General features: G+C 60.9%; 19 protein-coding genes. 11 read left to right on the forward strand and 8 right to left on the reverse strand.

Annotated elements, in window-relative coordinates:
* Positions 1–9: 9 nt before the first annotated feature.
* Genes idi through chlG form a run of 4 tightly spaced genes read right to left on the reverse strand, consistent with a single transcriptional unit; the run spans position 10 to position 3,913 of the window.
* The gene (gene idi, locus H147_RS0111490; RefSeq protein ID WP_019955519.1) at positions 10–543 is read right to left on the reverse strand and encodes an isopentenyl-diphosphate Delta-isomerase; all 534 of its coding nucleotides are present in this window, start codon (positions 541–543) and stop codon (positions 10–12) included.
* On the reverse strand, positions 540–1,721 hold the full coding sequence (locus H147_RS0111495; RefSeq protein ID WP_019955520.1) for a geranylgeranyl diphosphate reductase: 1,182 nt from the start codon (positions 1,719–1,721) through the stop codon (positions 540–542). The genes idi and H147_RS0111495 overlap by 4 nt, the downstream gene beginning before the upstream one ends.
* A 3-nt stretch (positions 1,722–1,724) precedes the next feature.
* Positions 1,725–3,005 (reverse strand): BCD family MFS transporter, encoded by a 1,281-nt coding sequence (locus tag H147_RS0111500; RefSeq protein WP_019955521.1) that lies wholly within the window; start codon positions 3,003–3,005, stop codon positions 1,725–1,727.
* Positions 3,002–3,913, reverse strand: coding sequence for a chlorophyll synthase ChlG (gene chlG / locus H147_RS0111505; RefSeq protein WP_026352449.1), 912 nt, complete (start codon positions 3,911–3,913; stop codon positions 3,002–3,004). The genes H147_RS0111500 and chlG overlap by 4 nt, the downstream gene beginning before the upstream one ends.
* 241 nt (positions 3,914–4,154) lie before the next feature.
* Here chlG and H147_RS0111510 point away from each other — a divergent pair, with 241 nt between their 5' ends.
* From H147_RS0111510 to H147_RS0111535, 6 genes are all read left to right on the forward strand, one after another.
* Positions 4,155–4,556: a hypothetical protein gene (locus H147_RS0111510; protein WP_019955523.1), complete on the forward strand. Its 402-nt coding sequence runs from the start codon at positions 4,155–4,157 to the stop codon at positions 4,554–4,556.
* An 86-nt stretch (positions 4,557–4,642) separates the two neighbouring features.
* A complete protein-coding gene (locus tag H147_RS0111515) occupies positions 4,643–5,479 on the forward strand; it encodes a flagellar motor protein MotB (protein WP_019955524.1) in 837 nt (278 codons plus the stop codon).
* Between the two features lie 99 nt (positions 5,480–5,578).
* The gene (locus H147_RS0111520) at positions 5,579–6,907 is read left to right on the forward strand and encodes a flagellar hook protein FlgE (RefSeq protein WP_026352450.1); all 1,329 of its coding nucleotides are present in this window, start codon (positions 5,579–5,581) and stop codon (positions 6,905–6,907) included.
* An 18-nt stretch (positions 6,908–6,925) separates the two neighbouring features.
* Positions 6,926–8,374: a flagellar hook-associated protein FlgK gene (gene flgK / locus H147_RS0111525; RefSeq protein ID WP_019955526.1), complete on the forward strand. Its 1,449-nt coding sequence runs from the start codon at positions 6,926–6,928 to the stop codon at positions 8,372–8,374.
* Positions 8,375–8,598: 224 nt separating this feature from the next.
* Entirely contained in the window at positions 8,599–9,381 is a 783-nt protein-coding gene (locus H147_RS0111530; RefSeq protein WP_245541137.1) for a flagellin, read from the forward strand.
* Complete coding sequence (locus H147_RS0111535; RefSeq protein ID WP_019955528.1) at positions 9,381–10,487, forward strand: flagellar basal body P-ring protein FlgI; 1,107 nt, start codon at positions 9,381–9,383, stop codon at positions 10,485–10,487. Before H147_RS0111530 ends, H147_RS0111535 begins: the two co-directional genes overlap by 1 nt.
* Before the next feature lie 374 nt (positions 10,488–10,861).
* Here H147_RS0111535 and fliP read toward each other — a convergent pair whose 3' ends face one another.
* From fliP to fliF, 4 genes are read right to left on the reverse strand one after another with little or no spacing between them, the layout of a single operon-like run.
* Positions 10,862–11,587, reverse strand: a complete 726-nt coding sequence (gene fliP / locus H147_RS0111540; RefSeq protein WP_019955529.1) for a flagellar type III secretion system pore protein FliP — start codon at positions 11,585–11,587, stop codon at positions 10,862–10,864.
* A gap of 1 nt (position 11,588) precedes the next feature.
* The gene (locus H147_RS0111545; RefSeq protein ID WP_019955530.1) at positions 11,589–11,882 is read right to left on the reverse strand and encodes a FliM/FliN family flagellar motor switch protein; all 294 of its coding nucleotides are present in this window, start codon (positions 11,880–11,882) and stop codon (positions 11,589–11,591) included.
* The gene (locus tag H147_RS0111550; RefSeq protein ID WP_019955531.1) at positions 11,875–12,435 is read right to left on the reverse strand and encodes a FliH/SctL family protein; all 561 of its coding nucleotides are present in this window, start codon (positions 12,433–12,435) and stop codon (positions 11,875–11,877) included. Before H147_RS0111550 ends, H147_RS0111545 begins: the two co-directional genes overlap by 8 nt.
* Positions 12,435–14,021: a flagellar basal-body MS-ring/collar protein FliF gene (gene fliF, locus H147_RS0111555; protein ID WP_043699813.1), complete on the reverse strand. Its 1,587-nt coding sequence runs from the start codon at positions 14,019–14,021 to the stop codon at positions 12,435–12,437. The genes H147_RS0111550 and fliF overlap by 1 nt, the downstream gene beginning before the upstream one ends.
* 119 nt (positions 14,022–14,140) lie before the next feature.
* Here fliF and H147_RS0111560 point away from each other — a divergent pair, with 119 nt between their 5' ends.
* The 5 genes from H147_RS0111560 to H147_RS0111580 all read left to right on the forward strand — a co-directional run bounded on the left by H147_RS0111560 (position 14,141) and on the right by H147_RS0111580 (position 18,697).
* Positions 14,141–14,626: a flagellar basal body-associated FliL family protein gene (locus tag H147_RS0111560; protein ID WP_019955533.1), complete on the forward strand. Its 486-nt coding sequence runs from the start codon at positions 14,141–14,143 to the stop codon at positions 14,624–14,626.
* Positions 14,627–14,641: 15 nt separating this feature from the next.
* Positions 14,642–14,998 carry a hypothetical protein gene (locus H147_RS0111565; RefSeq protein WP_019955534.1) on the forward strand — a complete coding sequence of 119 codons (357 nt, stop codon included), beginning with the start codon at positions 14,642–14,644 and terminating at the stop codon, positions 14,996–14,998.
* On the forward strand, positions 14,995–15,564 hold the full coding sequence (locus tag H147_RS0111570; RefSeq protein WP_019955535.1) for a MotE family protein: 570 nt from the start codon (positions 14,995–14,997) through the stop codon (positions 15,562–15,564). Before H147_RS0111565 ends, H147_RS0111570 begins: the two co-directional genes overlap by 4 nt.
* Before the next feature lie 74 nt (positions 15,565–15,638).
* On the forward strand, positions 15,639–16,508 hold the full coding sequence (gene motA, locus H147_RS0111575) for a flagellar motor stator protein MotA (RefSeq protein WP_019955536.1): 870 nt from the start codon (positions 15,639–15,641) through the stop codon (positions 16,506–16,508).
* Positions 16,505–18,697, forward strand: a complete 2,193-nt coding sequence (locus tag H147_RS0111580) for a hypothetical protein (protein ID WP_019955537.1) — start codon at positions 16,505–16,507, stop codon at positions 18,695–18,697. The genes motA and H147_RS0111580 overlap by 4 nt, the downstream gene beginning before the upstream one ends.
* The last annotated feature ends 127 nt before the right edge of the window (positions 18,698–18,824 follow it).

An 18,824-nucleotide genomic window follows, 5' to 3' on the forward strand; every position in this document is an offset into this window, starting at 1 on the left:
GGAAAGAGCTCAGACCGCGCGCATCAGGTCACCGAAGATCGCATCCTGATAATCCTGCATATAGATCCGCAGCCACGGCGTGTAATGTTCGGGGTGGCGCGTCATGTCTGCGGACAGATCGTAGAAATCTACCCAGCGCGTGGCCATCACTTCGGCGGGGTTCGGTGCGATCCGCAGGGTCTGGGGCGCATCGGCGACATACACCTCGACGACTTCGTGTTCGATCAGGCCGTTGCCGACATCGGCACGGTATTCGATCTGGTCACGATGCGTGGGGTAAAGGCCGGTGATCCCCAATTCTTCGTCAAGCCGGCGCAAGGTGCAATCGGTCGGGTCTTCGTCCCATTCGGGATGGGTGCAGCAGGTGTTGGCCCAAAGCCCCGGCGTGTGGTATTTCGACAGCGCGCGCTGCTGGATCAGCACGCGCCCGCGGTTCAACACAAACACGCTGACCGCCTTGTGTTTCAAGCCGCGCTGGTGCGCCTCGAGCTTTTCCACGGGTTGCAATGTGCCGTTGACCCAGGCCGGGATCATGATCGTCACGTGCGCAGCGGCGACACCAGTCGCGTCAGATGCGCAAGGTTCTTGATGCCGATCTTCAAATGAGCCAAGGGGCGTGCCTTTACCAGTTTCTTGTTCATATAGGCCTCGAACGTCAGCTTTTGCACGTCGACATCATGACACAGGGAGACAAACCGCTCACGCCGTTCGTCGCTGCGGTAATAGGCGTTCTGCATCGCGCCGAGAACCCGGAAAACCTGTTTGTGTTCCCGCATGAACAATTTGCGCGCCAGTTGCAGGTCCTTGACCCGGCCAGACGCCAGACAGGCCGCCGCCGCAGTCGCAGCAACCCGGCCGCCGACCATCGCGTAATAGATTCCTTCACCCGATGATGGCGCGACAACCCCAGCGGCATCGCCCGCCAATACGACATCCTTGCCATTGTCCCAGCAATCGAGCGGTTTCAGGGGGATCGGTGCGCCTTCACGGCGGATCGTCTTGCAATCGGTCAATCCGGATGCCGTCCGCAGATCGGCCGTCGCCTGTTTGACGTCGACCGATTTGATCATCGACCCCATGCCGACGCTCGCATGCGCGCCATGCGGGAAAACCCAGCCATAGAAATCGGGGGAAATCTTGCCGTCATAGACCACGTCGCAGCGCATCGGGTCATAGGTTGCATTGGCTGCGGGGGCTTCGATGATCTCGTGGTAGGCGATGACATAGGGGATCTTGTCGCCATCCTTGATTTCAGCGCGCGCGACGTTGGAACGCGCGCCATCGGCCCCGATGACCAGCTTCGTGGTCAGGCGCATGTCGTTGCCACTGATCTTGTCGCGATAGATGACATGGGTGCCGTCGGCGTCGCGTTCGATCCGCGTGAATGTCCCGGCATAACGATGCGCGCCCGCATCTTTCGCCCGTTGACGCAGGAAAGCGTCGAAATATTCGCGATCGACCATCCCGACAAAACCGTTTTCGATCGGGATATCGACCTGCCGTCCGGTGGGCGAGATCATCCGCGCGGTGTTCACCTTGGCAACGATCTGGTCGTCGGGAATGAAGAAATCTGCGATCAGCCGCGGCGGTATCGCGCCCCCGCAGGGTTTGATCCGGCCTTCCCGGTCGATGAATGCGACCTTGTGGCCGGATCGGGCCAGATCTTCGGCAGCAGTGGCCCCGGAAGGCCCCGCACCCACGACGACGACATCATATTGCATTGGCTATTCTCCCGGAACGAGGGTTGCGGACGGCATGGTGCGGTCCATGATCTTGACCGCCATGAAAGCGGCGGCAATGAAAAGGCTGGCCTCGCAGAGGAAGACAGCGCCAAAGGCTTGGGTATCAGTAAAGATCAGGCGGAGCGTATCGGCCATCGCGGCCCCGAGCAATCCGCCGAAACCTGCGGCGATGGCTTGCGCGGCGCCCCAAAGGCCCATGCGCGTGCCTTCGCGCCGCTCGCGGCCTTGACCGGCCAGCGCCATCATCGACCCGATGGCGGCGACGGCGAACATACCGTTGAAGAAACCCAAAGTGACGACAGCAGGCAGGATCGGTGCGCCCGGTCCGATCGGCCCCAGCAGCGTGATCATGGCCAATGCGGCCGCCGACCCCAGACAACCGGCCATCACCCAGTTGCGCAACGCGCCGATTTTCAGCCCTGTGGCCATGATCCCGACGGTCAGCATCCCGATGAACACGCCGCCGTTCTGCGCGCCCGACAGCGATGTGGTCTGCCCTGGCGTCAGGCCAAAGACCAGCCCGGCATAAGGTTCAAGGATCAGTTCCTGCATGAAATAGGCCGTCATCGACAGAAAGACGAACAAAGTGAAATTGCGCGCCTTTGGTTCGGCCCAGACCTCTGCCAGCCCTTCGCGGAAGGGGGTCGGGTCGGGTTCACGTGTGACTTTCAGGCCCCGCTCGACGCCCCAGACCGCAATGCAGGTGACCGCGATGGCGATCAGGACAACGGCGGCGACAATCTCGATCAGGCGCAGCGGGGTGTAGGGGTCGATCAGCGTGCCGACGATACCGGCAGTCATGGCGATTCCGAAGATCATCATCAACCAGGTGATCGTCGCCGCAGCAGCGCGCCGGTGTGGCGCTGTGGTTGTTGCAAGAAGCGCAAGAAGCGATGTTCCGGACGCGCCCACACCCAGCCCGATCATCGCATAGGCGGCGATGGACAGCGCCATTCCCCAGAGCAGGGAAGATTCAAGCACCAGTACACCGAGGCTTGCGGCCATTGCACCCAAAGCCAGTGCCACCATCCCGCCGATGATCCAGCGCGTGCGTTGGCCGCCGGCGTCGGACGCGTGCCCCCATTTGGGCCGCGACATCTGCACGCCGTAATGCAACGCCACCAGCAGGCCGGGGATCACTGCGGGCAAAGCCAGTTCGACCACCATCAGGCGGTTCAGTGTCGATGTCATCAGCACCACGATCGCGCCCAGCGCCATCTGCACCAAGCCGAGCCTGAATATCTGGAACCATGTCAACGTCATGCCATAGACCCCAATGCCGTCGCGGCGATCATCATGCCGCTGATATAGAACAGGATGCCCATACCTTGATACCATTGCGCCTTGCCCAGGGGATCGCGCAGCAGCACCCGCATTGCGGCCAGTTGTACGGCCAGCATGGCGACGATGCCCCATGCATGGAAAGGATGCCCCCAATATGCCATCAGGCCGATCACCGCGACTTGCGGCACCACCATCACCCAGCATGCGACGCGGGCGGCGCGGTCAGGCCCCAGCGTCACCGGCAAGGATCGCAGGCCCATCGCGCGGTCACCCTCGACCGCCTTGAAATCATTGAGCGTCATGATGCCGTGTGCGCCCAGCCCGTAAAGAACGGCGACAACGATGATCGGCACGGATGGCGCGCCGGACGTCAGGAGCGCGGCACCCGTGATCCATGGCAGCGTCTCATACGCCAGCCCGCAGAGCGCGGGCCCCCAGATGCCCGATTTCTTGGCGCGGACGGGTTCCGCCGAATAGGCCCATGCGGCCAAAGTCGCGAGGATCGTCGCACCAAAGACCCATGGCCCCAGAAGATACCCTATGCCAAGCCCGAGCCCCGTCATCGCGAGCGCGATCCACAAACCCCAGCGCCCCGGTATCCGCCCCGACGGGATCGGGCGGTCTGGCTCGTTGATGGCATCGACATGACGATCGCACCAGTCGTTGGCGGCCTGGCTCATGCCGCAGACGATCGGACCCGCCAGAAGCACGCCGAGCACGACCAGCGTCCAGTTACCCGAGAGAGCGACACCCGACGACACGATCCCGCAAAACAGCGCCCACATGGGCGGAAACCACGTCACAGGCTTTATCAGCCGCAGCATGGCCCGGGGTTCGGGCCAGCGACGGGGCGGATGGCTTGGGCTAAGATCGGACATAACGCTCATACTGTCAGTCTAAAGTGACAGTTGATGCCAAGGCAAGTGTAAACTAAAGCTGACACTGCGCCAATCGGTCGCGTCGGCCGGCGCGCGGATTACACAAAACCGCCGATCGATCAAGTCCCGTCACGCGACCCACCGTACGGTGGGTCTTTTGACAAGAATATCGGTTTACGGTCTTGTCGCAGCGCGGTGCTTGCATCCGCACGAACGGCCAACTGACGCGACCCTAGGTGGAACGGTTCTGATGAACGAAATTCTTGTCCCGGCCGACCCTGCCGATCTTATCGACCGGATCGTGGTTTTGCAGCTGCGCATGGAAACCGCCGACGATCCCCATGTCCGGTCCGACCTGACCCGCAAACATGCTTTGCTGTCGCGTCTGGCGGACCGGATCATGCCGCCCGATGATAACCTGAATGCGCTGACGCGGCAGCTTGGCACCGCGCGCAGGGATCTGGCCACGCTTGTGCGCGATCTGCAGGCCTTTGACGCGCGCAAGGATTACGGCGCGGCCTTCGTGGCCTTGTCGCAGGGGATGCTGGCGGCCATCACATCGGCCGAAGAGGCGCGCGACGGCATCAACCAGTGCTTTTCGCGCCTCGGGGCGTTGCCTTCGGCTGACCTGCTGCGCGAACCAGAAGCCTGATTCCGCCTATTTTAATCATATTGCTGCATTAATGCCGCCTTCACACCTTGCCTTCTACACGGTGCGTCGGCTGGCAGAGGTACGCAATGACAAAAGGCACGAACACTCCGACGATTATCAAGCGCAAGAAGGTGATCGCGGGCGGCGGTCACCATGGCGGCGCATGGAAGGTCGCCTATGCAGATTTCGTGACGGCGATGATGGCCTTTTTCATGCTGATGTGGCTGCTGAACGCAACGACCGAACAGCAGCGCAAGGGACTTGCTGATTACTTTGCCCCGACCATTCCCATCAACCGGGTGTCGGGCGGCGGCAGCGGCGCCTTTGGCGGCGACAATATCTTCACCGACAACACGCTCGCCCAAAGCGGGACAGGCGCGGCGCAGCCGACGATCGGCATGACCCCCGTCAGGACCGAAGACGAGGCAGAGCTTGACGCAGCCGCTGCCGCCCAGGTCGCCGCCTTGCAAGAGATCGAGGCGATCCTCATGGGCCATGGCGGCGAAAGCATGATCTCCGAACTTGCCTTGCGGCACGTCGTGACCCGCCTGACAGACGAAGGGCTTGTCATCGAGATTTTCGATCTGCCGGAGGCACAATTGTTCGTGGAAAACACAAGCGACCCCAATCCGGTCATGCGCGAAATATCGGCGCTTCTTGCGCGGCTTTTCGCCAGTGTCAGCAATCCTGTCACGGTCGCCGCCTACCTCAGCGCGCGGCCCGTCCCGATGCGCGACAATGGCGTCTGGGATCTGTCAGCGGGTCGCGCCGCCCAGATGCGCGAGATGCTGCAAGGCGGCGGACTCAACCCATTGCGCATCGTGCGCCAGATTGCGGCAGGCGATCGTCGCCCCGCAGTCGCGGATCCGACTGCCGCACGCAACAACCGGATCGAGGTGATCCTGCTGCGATCGGACATCTGACGAAATACCGATTGCATTTTAGACATTAGGGCCATGTTAAGGCCACGCCTTTATCTCCTAGGAACAAGTTTGACTCATGTGTCGGAAAGGCCCCCTTGAATGAGCATATCCTCCTCCATGAACGCGAGCGTTTCGGGTCTCGCTGCGAATGCCTCGCGCCTTGCGACGATTTCCGACAACATCGCGAATTCATCAACTTTCGGCTACAAAAGGGCGGTCACCGATTTCGAATCAATGGTCATCGAAAGCGGGCGTGGGACCTATTCCGCCGGTGGCGTGCGAACCAGCGTGTCGCGCCTGATCGACGAACGCGGCGCCTTGGTTTCAACAACGAACCCAACTGACCTCGCCGTGCGAGGGCGGGGCATGTTGCCGGTCACTACCGCAACTGCGGTCGCGGTCGGCAACGGGGAAAACCCGCTTTTGTTGACGACAACGGGGTCGTTCCGGCCAGATGCGCAAGGATATCTGGTCAGCCCGGGCGGGCTTGTCCTGCTGGGTGTGCCCGCGCTCGCCGACGGCACGATCCCGAATTACCCGCGCGATTCCATCGACGGACTTGTTCCGGTCCAGATCAACGCAAACCAGTTCGCTGGTGAAGCGACGACGCGAATCAGCCTTGCCGTGAACCTTCCCGCCACCTCCACAAGAGAGGGGGCAGCAGGTGATATCGAAACGCTTTCGGTCGAGTATTTCGACAACCTTGGGGCATCTTCCAACCTGACTTTCAACTTCACGCCGACGGTTCCTACAAATGGCGCGTCGAATACGTGGACGATGCAGATACGCGACAGCGAAAGCGATCTGGACGCCAACGGCATTCCCGATCTCGTCGCCGAATACACGCTCGTCTTCGACGCCTCCCGCGGGGGTGGCGGCACACTGGCAAGTGTCGCGAACACCGCCGCAGCGATCGGCGGCCCCTATGATCCGGCCTCCGGCAGTCTGACGATCGCCGTCAATGGCGGTCCAATGGAGATTGTGATCGGGGAGCTGGGCAGTTCAATCGGCCTGACGCAATTGTCGGATGCTTTCGCGCCGGTCTCCATTTCAAAGAACGGGACGCCAGTGGGCAGTCTGACCTCTGTTGAGGTGGACCGGAACGGCTTTGTTCGCGCGTCCTTCGACATCGGGATCAATCGCGTCTTGTACCAGATTCCGCTGGTTGACGTACCCAATGTGAATGGGCTCGAAACGCTTGATCAGCAAAGTTTCCGCGTCACGCCCAACAGCGGGACATTTTTCCTTTGGGACGCGGGTGATGGACCTACCGGCGATATCGTCAGCTACGCCAGAGAAGAATCCGCCACCGACGTTGCTGGCGAACTGACTGCACTGATCCAGACACAGCGGGCGTATTCATCGAACGCCAAGGTCATCCAGACAGTCGACGAGATGCTGCAGGAAACCACCAATATCAAACGTTAACCTTCAGGATTCTTCGGCATGAGCATTTCAAGCGCCCTCAACAATGCAGTAACAGGCCTGACCGCGTCGTCGCGGCTGGCCGAGGTTGTGTCGTCGAACCTGTCAAACGCGCTTACGGAAGGGTACGGGCGGCGTGATGTCAGCCTGTCGGCTGCACAGGTCGGCGGCAAGGGCGGTGGCGTCCGGATTGATGGGATCACCCGTTTCTCCGACCCGGGTCTGTTGGCGGACCGGCGGCTTGCCGATGCAGCCCTGACTGGCGAACAGCGAAGCGCAAATGCACTCGTTCGCTTGGAAAGCAGCTTTGGCGGTGCCGATGGCGTGACAGGTCTGGCTGCGCGCTACGCCGCTTTCGAGCGGGCCCTCATCAGCGCCAGCAGTGACCCTTCGTCGACGACACGTCTGACAGCGGCAGTTTCGCGCCTTTCAGACGTGGCGACGACATTGCAGGCCCAGACCCGCAGCACCCAATCTCTTCGCCAAGAGGCGGATGCAGCGATTGCAAGCGATATTGACAGGCTTAACCGGGGTCTGCGCGATGTCGCGGAACTGAATAAGGATATTCTGCGAATTAAGGCTTCTGGGAACGATACATCGGGCCTTGTAGATGCGCGCCAACAGATCGTCGACGACATCGCGACGATAGTTCCGCTGCGGGAATCGATGCGCGACAACGGCACGATTGCCTTGATGACGACAAATGGCACTACACTTCTGGACGGCCGTCCGGTCCAGTTCGGCTTTGCCCGAACACCGACGATCGCCGCTGACATGACCCTTGCGTCGGGGGCGCTGTCCGGCGTGACACTGGACAACGTACCGCTTGATCCGGTGACGGGGGTCGGACGTCTTGGTGGCGGCTCACTTGGCGCAGCCTTCACTATGCGCGACGTGACATTGGTCGAAACCCAGATGGGCCTGGATCAGATCGCCGCTGATCTTATCGCGCGTTTTCAGAATTCGGCGAATGACGCGACGATTGTGAGCGGATTGCCGGGCCTTCTGACCGACGAAGGTGGCGTTCTGGATCTGGCTGATCTGACCGGCCTTGCCGGACGAATTGTCGTGGCGACCTCGATCGATCCGACCAAAGGTGGCGATCCGACCCTTTTGCGGGATGGCTTGTACGCCGCTCTGCCAGGTCCCATTGGCAACAGCGCTCAACTGGATCAATGGCTGACCGCCCTGACCACCCCAAGGTCCGATGTGCCCGGTATCGCCACGCGGTCCGCCGCGGGGCGGATTGCCGACTTTACCGCCGACATCGGTATGCGACGGCTGGCTGCCGAGGAAGCCGTCAGCTTCTCGGCAGCGAAGTGGGACAATTTGCGCGCAGCGGAACTCGCTAACGGGGTCGACACTGACTTTGAACTGCAAGTGCTTTTGCGCGTCGAACAAGCTTATGCCGCAAATGCCAGAGTCATCGAGACCGTCAACCTGATGATGCAACGCCTGATGGAGATCTGACCATGCCTGTGACAAGTGTAGGTGATATGGCGCAACAATTCTTGTCACAGCGTGCCGGAGGGGCGATCAAATCTGATCTGTCGCGACTGTCGAACAGCCTGTCCTCCGGTCGCGTCGCCGACATTCCGCGCCATCTGAACGGCGAAACGGCCCGGTTCACCGGAATAACGCACAAGCTGGCACAGATTGAGGGGTTTCGTCTTGTCGGGCGTGAGACAGGGCAAATGCTGGATGGCATCCAGACGGTTTTGAATCGGGTTAATTCCGCGCGGTCGGAACTGGCAGGTCAGCTGCTTTTGGTCAGTGACAGCAGCACCTCTGCACAGGTAGACGATTCTGCGCGATTGGCGAAGGGCGCATTCGACACGATTGTCAGCGCGCTGAACACACGTCTGGCTGACCGGGCCTTATTGAGCGGTCGAGCGGTCGACGCGACGCCGCTCTTGGCCGCTGACGCGATCTTGGCGGACCTGCAGGCCGCCATCGGCGCAGACCGGTCGGTCGCGGGAATCAGCGCAGCGGTGACCGCATGGTTCGACGACCCGGCCGGTGGTTTTGCGACTACCGGCTACATGGGGGACAATGGCGCCACTCTGAAGCGGCAGGTCTCCGAGGATCAGCGTATCGACGTGTCCGCACGTGCCGATGATCCAGCGATCAGGGAGACGCTCAAGGCGGTCGCGTTAGCCGCCGTTGCCGCGGATTTGCCCGGGCTGGGTGGCGAGGCGAAACTCCGCCTCGTTCAAACGTCAGGGGCGCTCCTTTTCGAGGCCGCCTCGCAGATTGTGGCGATGCAATCGAGGATCGGGTCTGCGCAAGCTGTCCTTGCGGAGACGCAGACCGAGATGACGGCGCAGGAAACAGGTTTACAGATGGCAGTCAATGACCTGATCTCGGTTGATCCATTCGATACGGCGACGCGCCTGCAAAGCGTGCAACTGCAACTTGAAACCCACTACAGCGTTGTAGGACGATTGTCGCAACTCAGCTTGCTGAGGTTCATCTGATGCGGGCGCTGTCTTTGTGCGTTGTTCTTGCGTGGGCGATCCTGCCGCAGTTGCTGTGGGCATCGCCGATCAGGATCAAGGACTTGGTTGAATTTGACGGCGTCAGGTCCAATGACTTGGTCGGCTATGGGCTTGTCGTAGGGCTGAACGGCACGGGCGACGGCCTCCGCAATGCTCCTTTTACAGAAGAAATTCTCAGCAACACGTTGGAACGGCTCGGCGTGAATGTCTCCGGTGAACAGTTTCGGCCAAAGAATGTTGCGGCGGTGCTTGTAACCGCCAGTCTTCCTCCGTTCGCACGGGCCGGAAGTCCGATGGATGTAACCGTATCCGCTATTGGTGATGCAAACAGCTTGCTGGGGGGCACCCTGATCATGACGCCGCTGAACGCGGCCGACGGCGACATCTATGCTGTCGCGCAAGGTACGATCATCGCAGGTGGCGCATCAGCAACGGGCGATGGGGCTGCCGTGATCGCGGGTGTGCCAACCTCTGGCGTTATTCCGTCCGGTGCCACGATCGAGAAAGAGGTCGCTTTTGATTTCACCGGGTTGACGCGATTGCGCCTTGCCCTGCGGACGCCGGATTTCACCACAGCGGGTCGCATCGAACAAGCGATTAACCATCATTTTGGTGGGCATGTCGCCTTGATGACGGATGCCGGGACCGTAGAACTGAACATCGCAGCGACGCGCATGTCGTCGCCCGCCCATGTTCTTGGCCGGATTGAGAATATCATGGTGGAACCGGAACGGCGCGCCCGCGTCGTTGTCGACCAACGCTCGGGGACCATCGTCATGGGCGAAGATGTGAGGATCAGCCGTGTCGCCGTGAGTCAAGGTAACCTGACCCTACGCATACAGGAATCACCTCTGGTTGTGCAGCCCAACCCATTCGCCGCCGGAGAGACCGTCATTGTGCCCCGCACGGAGGTTGACCTGCAACAAGAGCCAGGGATCGGACTTGCGGAAGTTTCCGGGGGTACATCGTTGAGCGAGGTCGTCGCCGGGTTGAATGCACTTGGCGTCGCGCCACGTGACATGATCGACATTCTGAAAAGCATCAAGGCAAGCGGTGCCTTGCACGCGGAATTCATCGTGCGCTAGCCCCTGCGCCGCGCAGCCGCTACATGTGTCGTCCCAGATCAGGCTGAAGCCAGCGCAGGTTCTTCCGTGGTTTCGTAACACTCCGACGGTCTATTGAGTAAATGACAAGTGCCGCGACAAAGCCTTGTCCAGCAAGGGTGAGCCTGTGTGGGTTGTGACAGCCCGGATCCCCAATGCAACTTGCGGGCACAAGATTGGAAATGGTGGCTGGACATCGGCTTTTGCCAGTTGCCCCGACCGAAAGTTGACCTTGCAGGCCCGAAGGCCCGCCCCACCGGGCTTGTCCTGATGTCCTGATGTCCTGATGTCCGGTGCGCTGGAGGGCGGTGGGGGGGTGGCATGCGCCGGATGCCACGGCCTGCGTCGATCCTTGGTCAGCCGTAGCTGCGCACGAGGCTGGATGCAATCAGGCCCCAACCGTCCGCGACAACGAAGAAGGCGAGCTTGAAAGGTAGCGACACGATGGCGGGCGGTACCATCATCATGCCCATCGACATCAGGACCGCAGCGACGACAAGATCGATGATCAGAAATGGAATGAAGATGAGGAAACCGACCTGAAAAGCGCGTTCCATTTCACTGAGCAGGAACGATGGAATCAGAACTGACAGCGGTGCGTCAATCGGCGATACCGCAGCATCAATGTCCGGACGCAACGCGGCCAGCGTGGCAAACGTATCGGGTTCGATCCGCGCCGCCATGAACCGCTGTAGCGGGTCCATTGTTCGCAGAAATGCCTCGTCCAGCGGCATGTCGTCGTTCATCAGTGGCGCGATGCCGCCAGCCCAGGCTTCGACAAAGACTGGTTCCATGACGAAATAGGTCAGAAACAAAGCCAGACTGACGAGCAGCATATTCGGGGGCGATTGTTGCAGTCCTATCGCCTGGCGCAGAATCGCGAAGACCGTCACGATGAAAGGAAAGCAAGTGACCATGATCGCGATGCCCGGTACGAGGCTGAGGACCGTGATCAGGACCAGCAATTGCACTGATCGGGTCGCCAGTGACCCGTCATCCCCCAAGGTGATCGCGAAATCCTGAGCGCCCACCGGGGCACTTGCCGCGAGGATCAGCAGGGCAGCCAGCCAGAACCCGCGCATCTTAACCCAGATCGCCGGCATCGTTCGCCACTTCGGTCAGACGCACGGCCAATTGACCGGGCTCACCGCCTTCGAGTTCCTGAAGCTCGCCTCGTGCGATCAGCCGGTCTCCGATGTAGAGTTCGACAGGGTCGTCGATCCGTTTGTCGAGCGCAAGCACGGCATTTTCCGCAAGGCAAAGCAGATCCTTGACCAAAGGCCGCGCCTTTCCAACCGACACGGAGATTTCAATCGGGATCCGGTTGAGGGGGTGATCGTCCGCTCCTAACCGATGGGCAGGGTGGGTTTCATCCATTTTCGCTAATCCTATGATTTTGATGCTGCAAAGAGGAAAGAATCTGCGCGATATCGGCCAGGCAGCGATCCATATCGAGATAGGTGTCACCGGCTGCCTGTCCGATCCAGGCGGCATGGGGCGTCAGTGTCGCATCGGCCACAACGCTGACACGCGCGCCGATTGCGGCCGTCGCCTCCCGGACGGGGCGCAGTTGCGCGGGGTGGACATGAACAATGATCGCATCGCCCTGATCGGCAGCGTGGCGGGCCATGACAAGATCAGCGATTTGTTGGGTAATCCCCAGTTTGACGCATTGCGGCAGAACAAAATCGACAAGAGCCGTGACCAAGCTGCCGTATGATTCCATCACATCGCGCTGCGCCTCTCGGTAGGTGAAGGTCATGTCAGTCAATGACTGGACAAGATCCTGGCTGAGCCGGTCTGCGTCGGCATTGGCGGCATCTGTGGCGGCCTCAAATCCTGCGGCATAGCCATCGTGATAGTCCTGACTTGGCCCGGGATCAGCGACCTTGGTCATGTCAAAGGATTCGAGGCTGAACGAACCGCGCATCAGCTACGCCCTGCTGGCGCCGGATCTTCGATCCAATCCTGCAGAATCTGGATCGTTTCTGGCTGACGGTCGGCGATCATCCTCCGTAGGCGCGTTACCGGATCGTCGGTGGTTTCGGCCATATCAAAGCTACCGGTCATGAAATCGGCCATGTTGTCGTCATTGACAGCCATCGCCATCGCCATCGACGGGCCGGGTTCGCTGGTGCCTTCGATGAGGTTGACGTCCCGCGGTGGCGGCAGCAACCGTGATGGCGCAAGGATGGGCCGCACGACAAACAGGCCTAGGATCAAGGCCACCACTGCAAGCACGCCGATCTGGATCAGTTGCATCAGGTCCAGCGGCAGGCCCGCGACCCCGGCCTCTGCCGCTGTTCCCAACGGTGCGATCGGATCGAAACGCATCGATTTCAGCGTGATGACGTCACCGCGCCCCGCGTCCAGCCCGACGGCAGACGCGACAAGTTCTTGCAGCGACGCGAGTTCTTCCGGGCTGCGCGCCGCAGTGGTGACCGTGCCGTCGGCCGCTGTCGTCGTCAGGTCATTGATCAACACGGCCACCGTGAGGCGACGGATCGCGCCGGGTTCGCGGAGCAACTGGCGTTGGGTTTCCGACACCTCGTAATTGGTCAGCGTCCGGCTCTCGCTGTTTTCGTTGCTGGACGCCCCGTTGCCGCCAGAGGCATCGCCGTCAGGCAGATTCGAGGCGACGGTCACACCGCCGTTGCGGCTGTCGGTGGATGCGCCGCTGCTTTCGGTGATGTCGGTGCTGATGGCGATGCGGCTGTCTGGGTCGACAAGTCGTTCGGTGATCGATTCCGTTTCGGTGACCGTGTCGATCGCGACTTCGACGACCGCATTGCCGATGCCGACGCGCGCGGCAAGCAAACGTTCTGCCCGCAACCGCAAGGCCGCAGCCCGGTCCTCGCTTGCCGGCATGCTGTCCTGCCCATCGCTTTCGGACAAAAGCCCGCCATTGTCGTCGATCACAGCCACCCTTTCAGGCGCAAGCCCCGGTACCGCCGCGCCGACAAGAAACTGCAACGCGCGGATATGTGACGCAGCGAGCGTACCGCCGCTGGTCGTGACGGTGACTGCTGCGGTTGCGGTCTGGTCGCGGTCAAACGGGCGGTTCGACGGTGTCGAGATATGCACACGTGCCGCCCGAATGTTCGGATTGGCAAGGATCGTACGTGCGAGTTCGCCCTCTTTTGCGCGCCAGTATGCCGCGTCGAACATCTGCGATGTGGTGCTGAACCCCGACAGCTGATCAAGCAGTTCATATCCTTGGCTGCCGGTTGCAGGCAGACCTTCGCCTGCCAGACCCATGCGCAAACTGTCCCGCAGCGCAGTCGGAACATAGATATTGGTCCCGCGTACTTCGTACATCACCCCGCGCTGGTCGAGTGCGGCAATCACATCGCCAGCGGCGCGCGCTTCTAGCCCACCGTATAGCAACCCCATGTCCTGCGAGCCCGCCCCGCGGGCGATGAACAGGACCGCGACGAACACCGCGACGCTTGCCGCGATCACAAGGATGCGCCGTGAACTGTCGAGTGCTGACCAGACCGAGCCTAAACTGCGCAAAGTGGTTCTCCAACCTGAGGGGCATTCTGCCGATGCCCTTGTTTGACCGATGAGCCTTAACAATCGGTTAGGGCTTCTTGGGCTATGACGTTTTTTGAAAAAGCCCGAGAGGAACACCCATGACCGCTGCAGCCGATCCCGCCCCTGAGCCCCGCAAAGGCAGCAAAAAGCCTTTGTTCATCGGGCTGGCCTTGGCTTTGGTGGGTGGCGGTGGCGGATTCTTCGTTGTGCAATCCGGGCTGCTGGCTGGCGGTGCAGGGGCGGAACACACGCCGAATCATGCCGAGTCGACGATGGCCCCCCTGGACGTCGCCTTTGTTGCGCTGGATCCGCTGGTCATCTCATTACCTGCCACCAACGGGCGCGATCATCTGCGGTTTTCGGCCCAGCTCGAGGTTCCGCATGCCTACGTCGCGGAGGTCGAGGCGATCAAACCGCGCATCGTTGATGTGTTGAATGGATATTTGCGTGCGGTCGCGCTGGCCGAACTGGAAAATCCCGCAGCACTGGCGCGGATGCGCAGCCAGATGCTGCGTCGGGTCCAGGTCGTGGCTGGTGATGGCCGGATCAGCGACCTGCTGATCATGGAATTCGTTCTCAGCTGAAGAAGGATAAGACGCATGGATTTGATCTCAGACATGCTGCTCGTTTCGGGGGCGTTCGGTGCAGGGTTCTATTGTCTTGTGCTAGCGCGCCGGCTGCGCAGGTTCACCGATCTTGAACAAGGCGTGGGTGGGGCGGTCGCGGTATTGTCGGCGCAGGTCGACGACTTGACCAAGACGCTGAACCGCGCGCAGGCCACCGCCAAAGGATCTGTGGAAACACTGGCCGAAGTCAGCCAGCGGGCAGAGGCAGCCGCGCAAAGGCTCGAATTGCTGGTCGCGTCGATGCACGATCTGCCTGAACCTGCTCGCCAGGCACCCGCCCAGACCCCGGTGTTTGCCCGGCGCGATACGGTTGGACGGGCCCCACAATGACGGCATCTACCCTGCGTCGCCGCAATCGCGGGACATTGCATGTCCTCGCCGGGCTTCTGATGCTGTCAGCCATCTTTCGCGCCGGTGCGCATATCGATCCCGCATTTGCGCAGGAACTTGAACAGCCCGCCCCGATTCTCGCGGATACCGGGCCGACTATGCAATCCGCCGACCTTTTGGCGGCCTTTCAGGCACGCGAGGCGCGTCTTGTCGAACGGGAAGGCCAGTTGCGCGACCGGCTCCAGGCTCTCCGTGTCGCAGAGATCGAGATTGCCGAAAAGATGCAGGCGATGCGGCAGGCTGAAGAATCGCTGAGCGCCACGATTGCCCGCGCGGAAACTGCATCCGCCACCGATCTTGACCTGCTGCGCGCGGTCTATGAAAACATGAAACCAAAGGATGCAGCCGCCCTGTTTGTCGAAATGCCGCCCCCGTTCGCAGCGGGATTTCTGGGTATGATGCGGCCGGAAGCTTCTGCTTTGATCATGGCTGAACTGCCTCCGGCGGTCGCCTATTCCTTCAGCGTCGTGCTGGCTGGGCGGAATGCGAACGCGCCCACCGAATAGACGGTGAGGGAACATTAACACTTGGGCTTTAGATCTGTGGTTGCCATTGCATTTATTCAAAGGACAGGGGCGTCATGATTGGTCTGATCGGCATCGTCGTTGTATTTGCAACGGTTTTTGGAGGCTATCTGCTGGCTGGCGGCAAGATGGGCATCATCCTCAAGGCGCTGCCATTCGAAATGCTGATGATTCTGGGTGCAGCGGTCGGCGCTTTCGCTATCGCGAATGACAAATCCACGGTCAAGGCGACGATCAAGGATCTGGGTAAGGTCTTCAAAGGTCCCAAATGGAATGCGGACGATTATCGCGATCTGCTGTGTCTGCTGTTCGAGTTGATTCGCGTCGCGCGCACGAATCCCGTCGCGCTGGAAGGTCATATCGAAGCACCTGAAACCTCGGCGATTTTCGGCAAATATCCCAAGATCCTTGGTGACCGCGAAGCTATCGCGCTGATCTGCGACACGCTGCGGTCGGCGTCGATGAATTATGACGATCCGCATCAGGTCGAGGAAATCTTGGAAAAAAGGATCGAGGCGACATTGCACCACAAGCTGCATTCCTCGCACGCCCTGCAGACGGTCGCGGACGGATTGCCGGCCCTGGGAATTGTCGCGGCGGTCCTGGGCGTGATCAAGACGATGGCGTCGATCGACCAGCCCCCCGAAGTCTTGGGCAAGCTGATTGGTGGTGCCCTCGTGGGCACGTTCCTTGGCGTCTTTCTGGCCTATGGTTTTGTCGGACCTTTTTCGAACAAGGTCAGGGTTGTCGTTGAAGATGATGCGCATTTTCACCAATTGATCCGCGAAGTTCTGATCGCCAACCTGTACGCCCATGCGCCCAACATCTGCGTCGAAGTGGGGCGCCAGAACATGCCGAGCCACTACCGCCCCAGCTTTGCCGAAATGGAAGACGCCCTGAAAGCCACCAAGCAGGACGCCGCATGAGGTATCTCATCCTTACCGTGCTGGTTGCCTTGCTGCCTCTGGCTGTTGTTGCGCAGCCGGTCGCTGTTCAGACCGGCGAACATGCCGACTTTTCACGGGTCGTGGTCCGGTTGCCCGCCGAGGCGGAATGGGGTTTTGGTCGGAGCGCGGATGGCTATGTGCTGCGGTTGCCGGTGACCGAGGGATACGATCTGCGACGTTTTTTCGACCTCATCCCGAAAACGCGGATCACGGCGGTGTCGCAGGATGCCGCATCGGGTGAACTGCGGCTTGCCGTCTCCTGCATATGCCGGGCCGATGTGTTTTTCATTTCCCCCCGCTTTCTCGTCATCGATATCGCAGATGGCCCCGCAGACCCCGCGTCGCCGTTCGAACAATTCATCGACGGCGAAACGGCATCTTCACGGCCGTCTTTGTCTGGTCCTGGGTTGTTGCCTATCGTTTTCCCTGATGATCAGTCCGCGGAACCCGCGCTGCCTGTCGCGCTTCCCTTGCTGGCCCCGGTGGCGCCTGTTCAACCGATCGCCTCAGACGTGACAGATGAACTCGACGCGCTTGAGAGGCTCGTTATCGAAAGTTTGGGTCGCGGATTGACGACGGGTGTGCTGGAGCCTGATATCATCAGGAATGCGGCTGCCCCGGTCAGACCGCCGCAGGTCGCCCCTGACCTGCCTTTGCCTGGCATTTCGGTGACTACCGGCATCGACCGAGCAGCCTTGCCAGCGGATGAACCGCCGCCTGTGGCCGCAGACGGGACGGCCTGCGTTCCGAATTCCATGGTCGATCTGGCCGCGTGGGCCGATGATCGGTCTTTCGGTGATCAGATCGCCGCCAAAAGGTCTGCTTTGGTGCAGGAATTCGACCGCCTGGACCCCGATGTCATACTTGGTCTGGCGCGTCTGTATCTGCATTTCGGCTTTGGTCGCGAAGCGATCCAGACCCTTGAGCTTGACGGGGCGGGGTCGATGGAGCGCACCTATCTGCGCCTGCTTGCGCAGATCATCGACGACGATCCCATCAGCTTCCCGGATGTCAGCCTGCAATTATCATGTTCGTCGGATATTGCGCTCTGGGCCTTTCTCGCAACCCCGGTGGGTGGGGTCGGGACCACTGGTGACCGTGCCGCTATCCTGCGCGCGTTCAAGGATGTGCCGCCGTTTCTGCAACGCCATCTTGGACCCCGGCTTGCCGAACGCTTTGCGGCAATCGGCGACGACGACGCGGCAGATCAGGCGCTGCGCATGGCGCGCCGCGACGCACCCGACGAGATCGACACAATTCTTGTGGCCGCGACCCTTGCGGCGCGTCTTGGCGATGATCTAGCGGAGCTTGAGACATTGACCATGCTTGCCCGAACAGACCCCAGGATCACGGCAGAGGCGATGATCAGGTTTCTGGTTGAATCCGCCCGCCAAAAAGTCCCTGTACCCGACGCCGATATGATCACTGCGGATGCATTGCGTTTCGAACATGCCGCGACGCCGCTCGCCGAGGACATCGCCGCCGCGCAGATCGGTGCCTATCTTGCCGCAGATGTGTTCGCTGATACGATCCTTCTTCTTGATGAAATAAAGCCAACGTTGGACGCGGCCCGATTTGCCGATTTGCAGATGGACATTGATCTGGCAGCCGTCGCACGGATGCCGGACGCGGAATTCCTGGCCTACATTTTTGCAAGGCATCTGCCTGAGGAGGCGTTGGGATTGCGCGAAGATGTGGCGCAGCGCCTGCTGTCATTGGGATTTCCCGACCAGGCCTTGCGCGTGCTCGGACCGGCCACGGCGGAACAGCAGCAGGGAAACGCGAGATATCTGCGCGCCGCTGCTTTGCTTGACCTGAATGATCCAGACGCGGCGCTGCGCGTCCTGCGCGACGATGCAACGGATCGCGCAAGCGACCTGCGCGCGGTGGCACGGTCCGTACGGGCGGGCAATGCGACGCCGACGTCGCCCCGTACGGTCACCGACGATATCAGATCCGATTGGCGAAGTGGGAACTGGGCCGGTCTCGCGGACGCCGATGACCCACTGATCCGAGATACCGTCGCGGCCGTGCTGAATACCGATGGTCTGGCCTTTGATGATCAGGCACCGCTTGCAAGCGGTCGCGCGTTGCTTGATGACGCGGCCCAATCCCGCATTCTGCTTGATGGCCTGCTGGACAGGTTCATGCCGCCGGACGATTTCTGACGCTCTGGCCTCATCGTTTGGTAACCATTTCCGGTCAGTCTGGACAGAAGGACGGGTGGCTGCTCGCACAGTCACCGCCGCGACATCCAAAAAGGAACACCAGTTTGCTTGGTCTGACGCTGCGTGA

It is taken from the genome of Yoonia vestfoldensis DSM 16212, assembly GCF_000382265.1.
GTDB lineage: Bacteria > Pseudomonadota > Alphaproteobacteria > Rhodobacterales > Rhodobacteraceae > Yoonia > Yoonia vestfoldensis.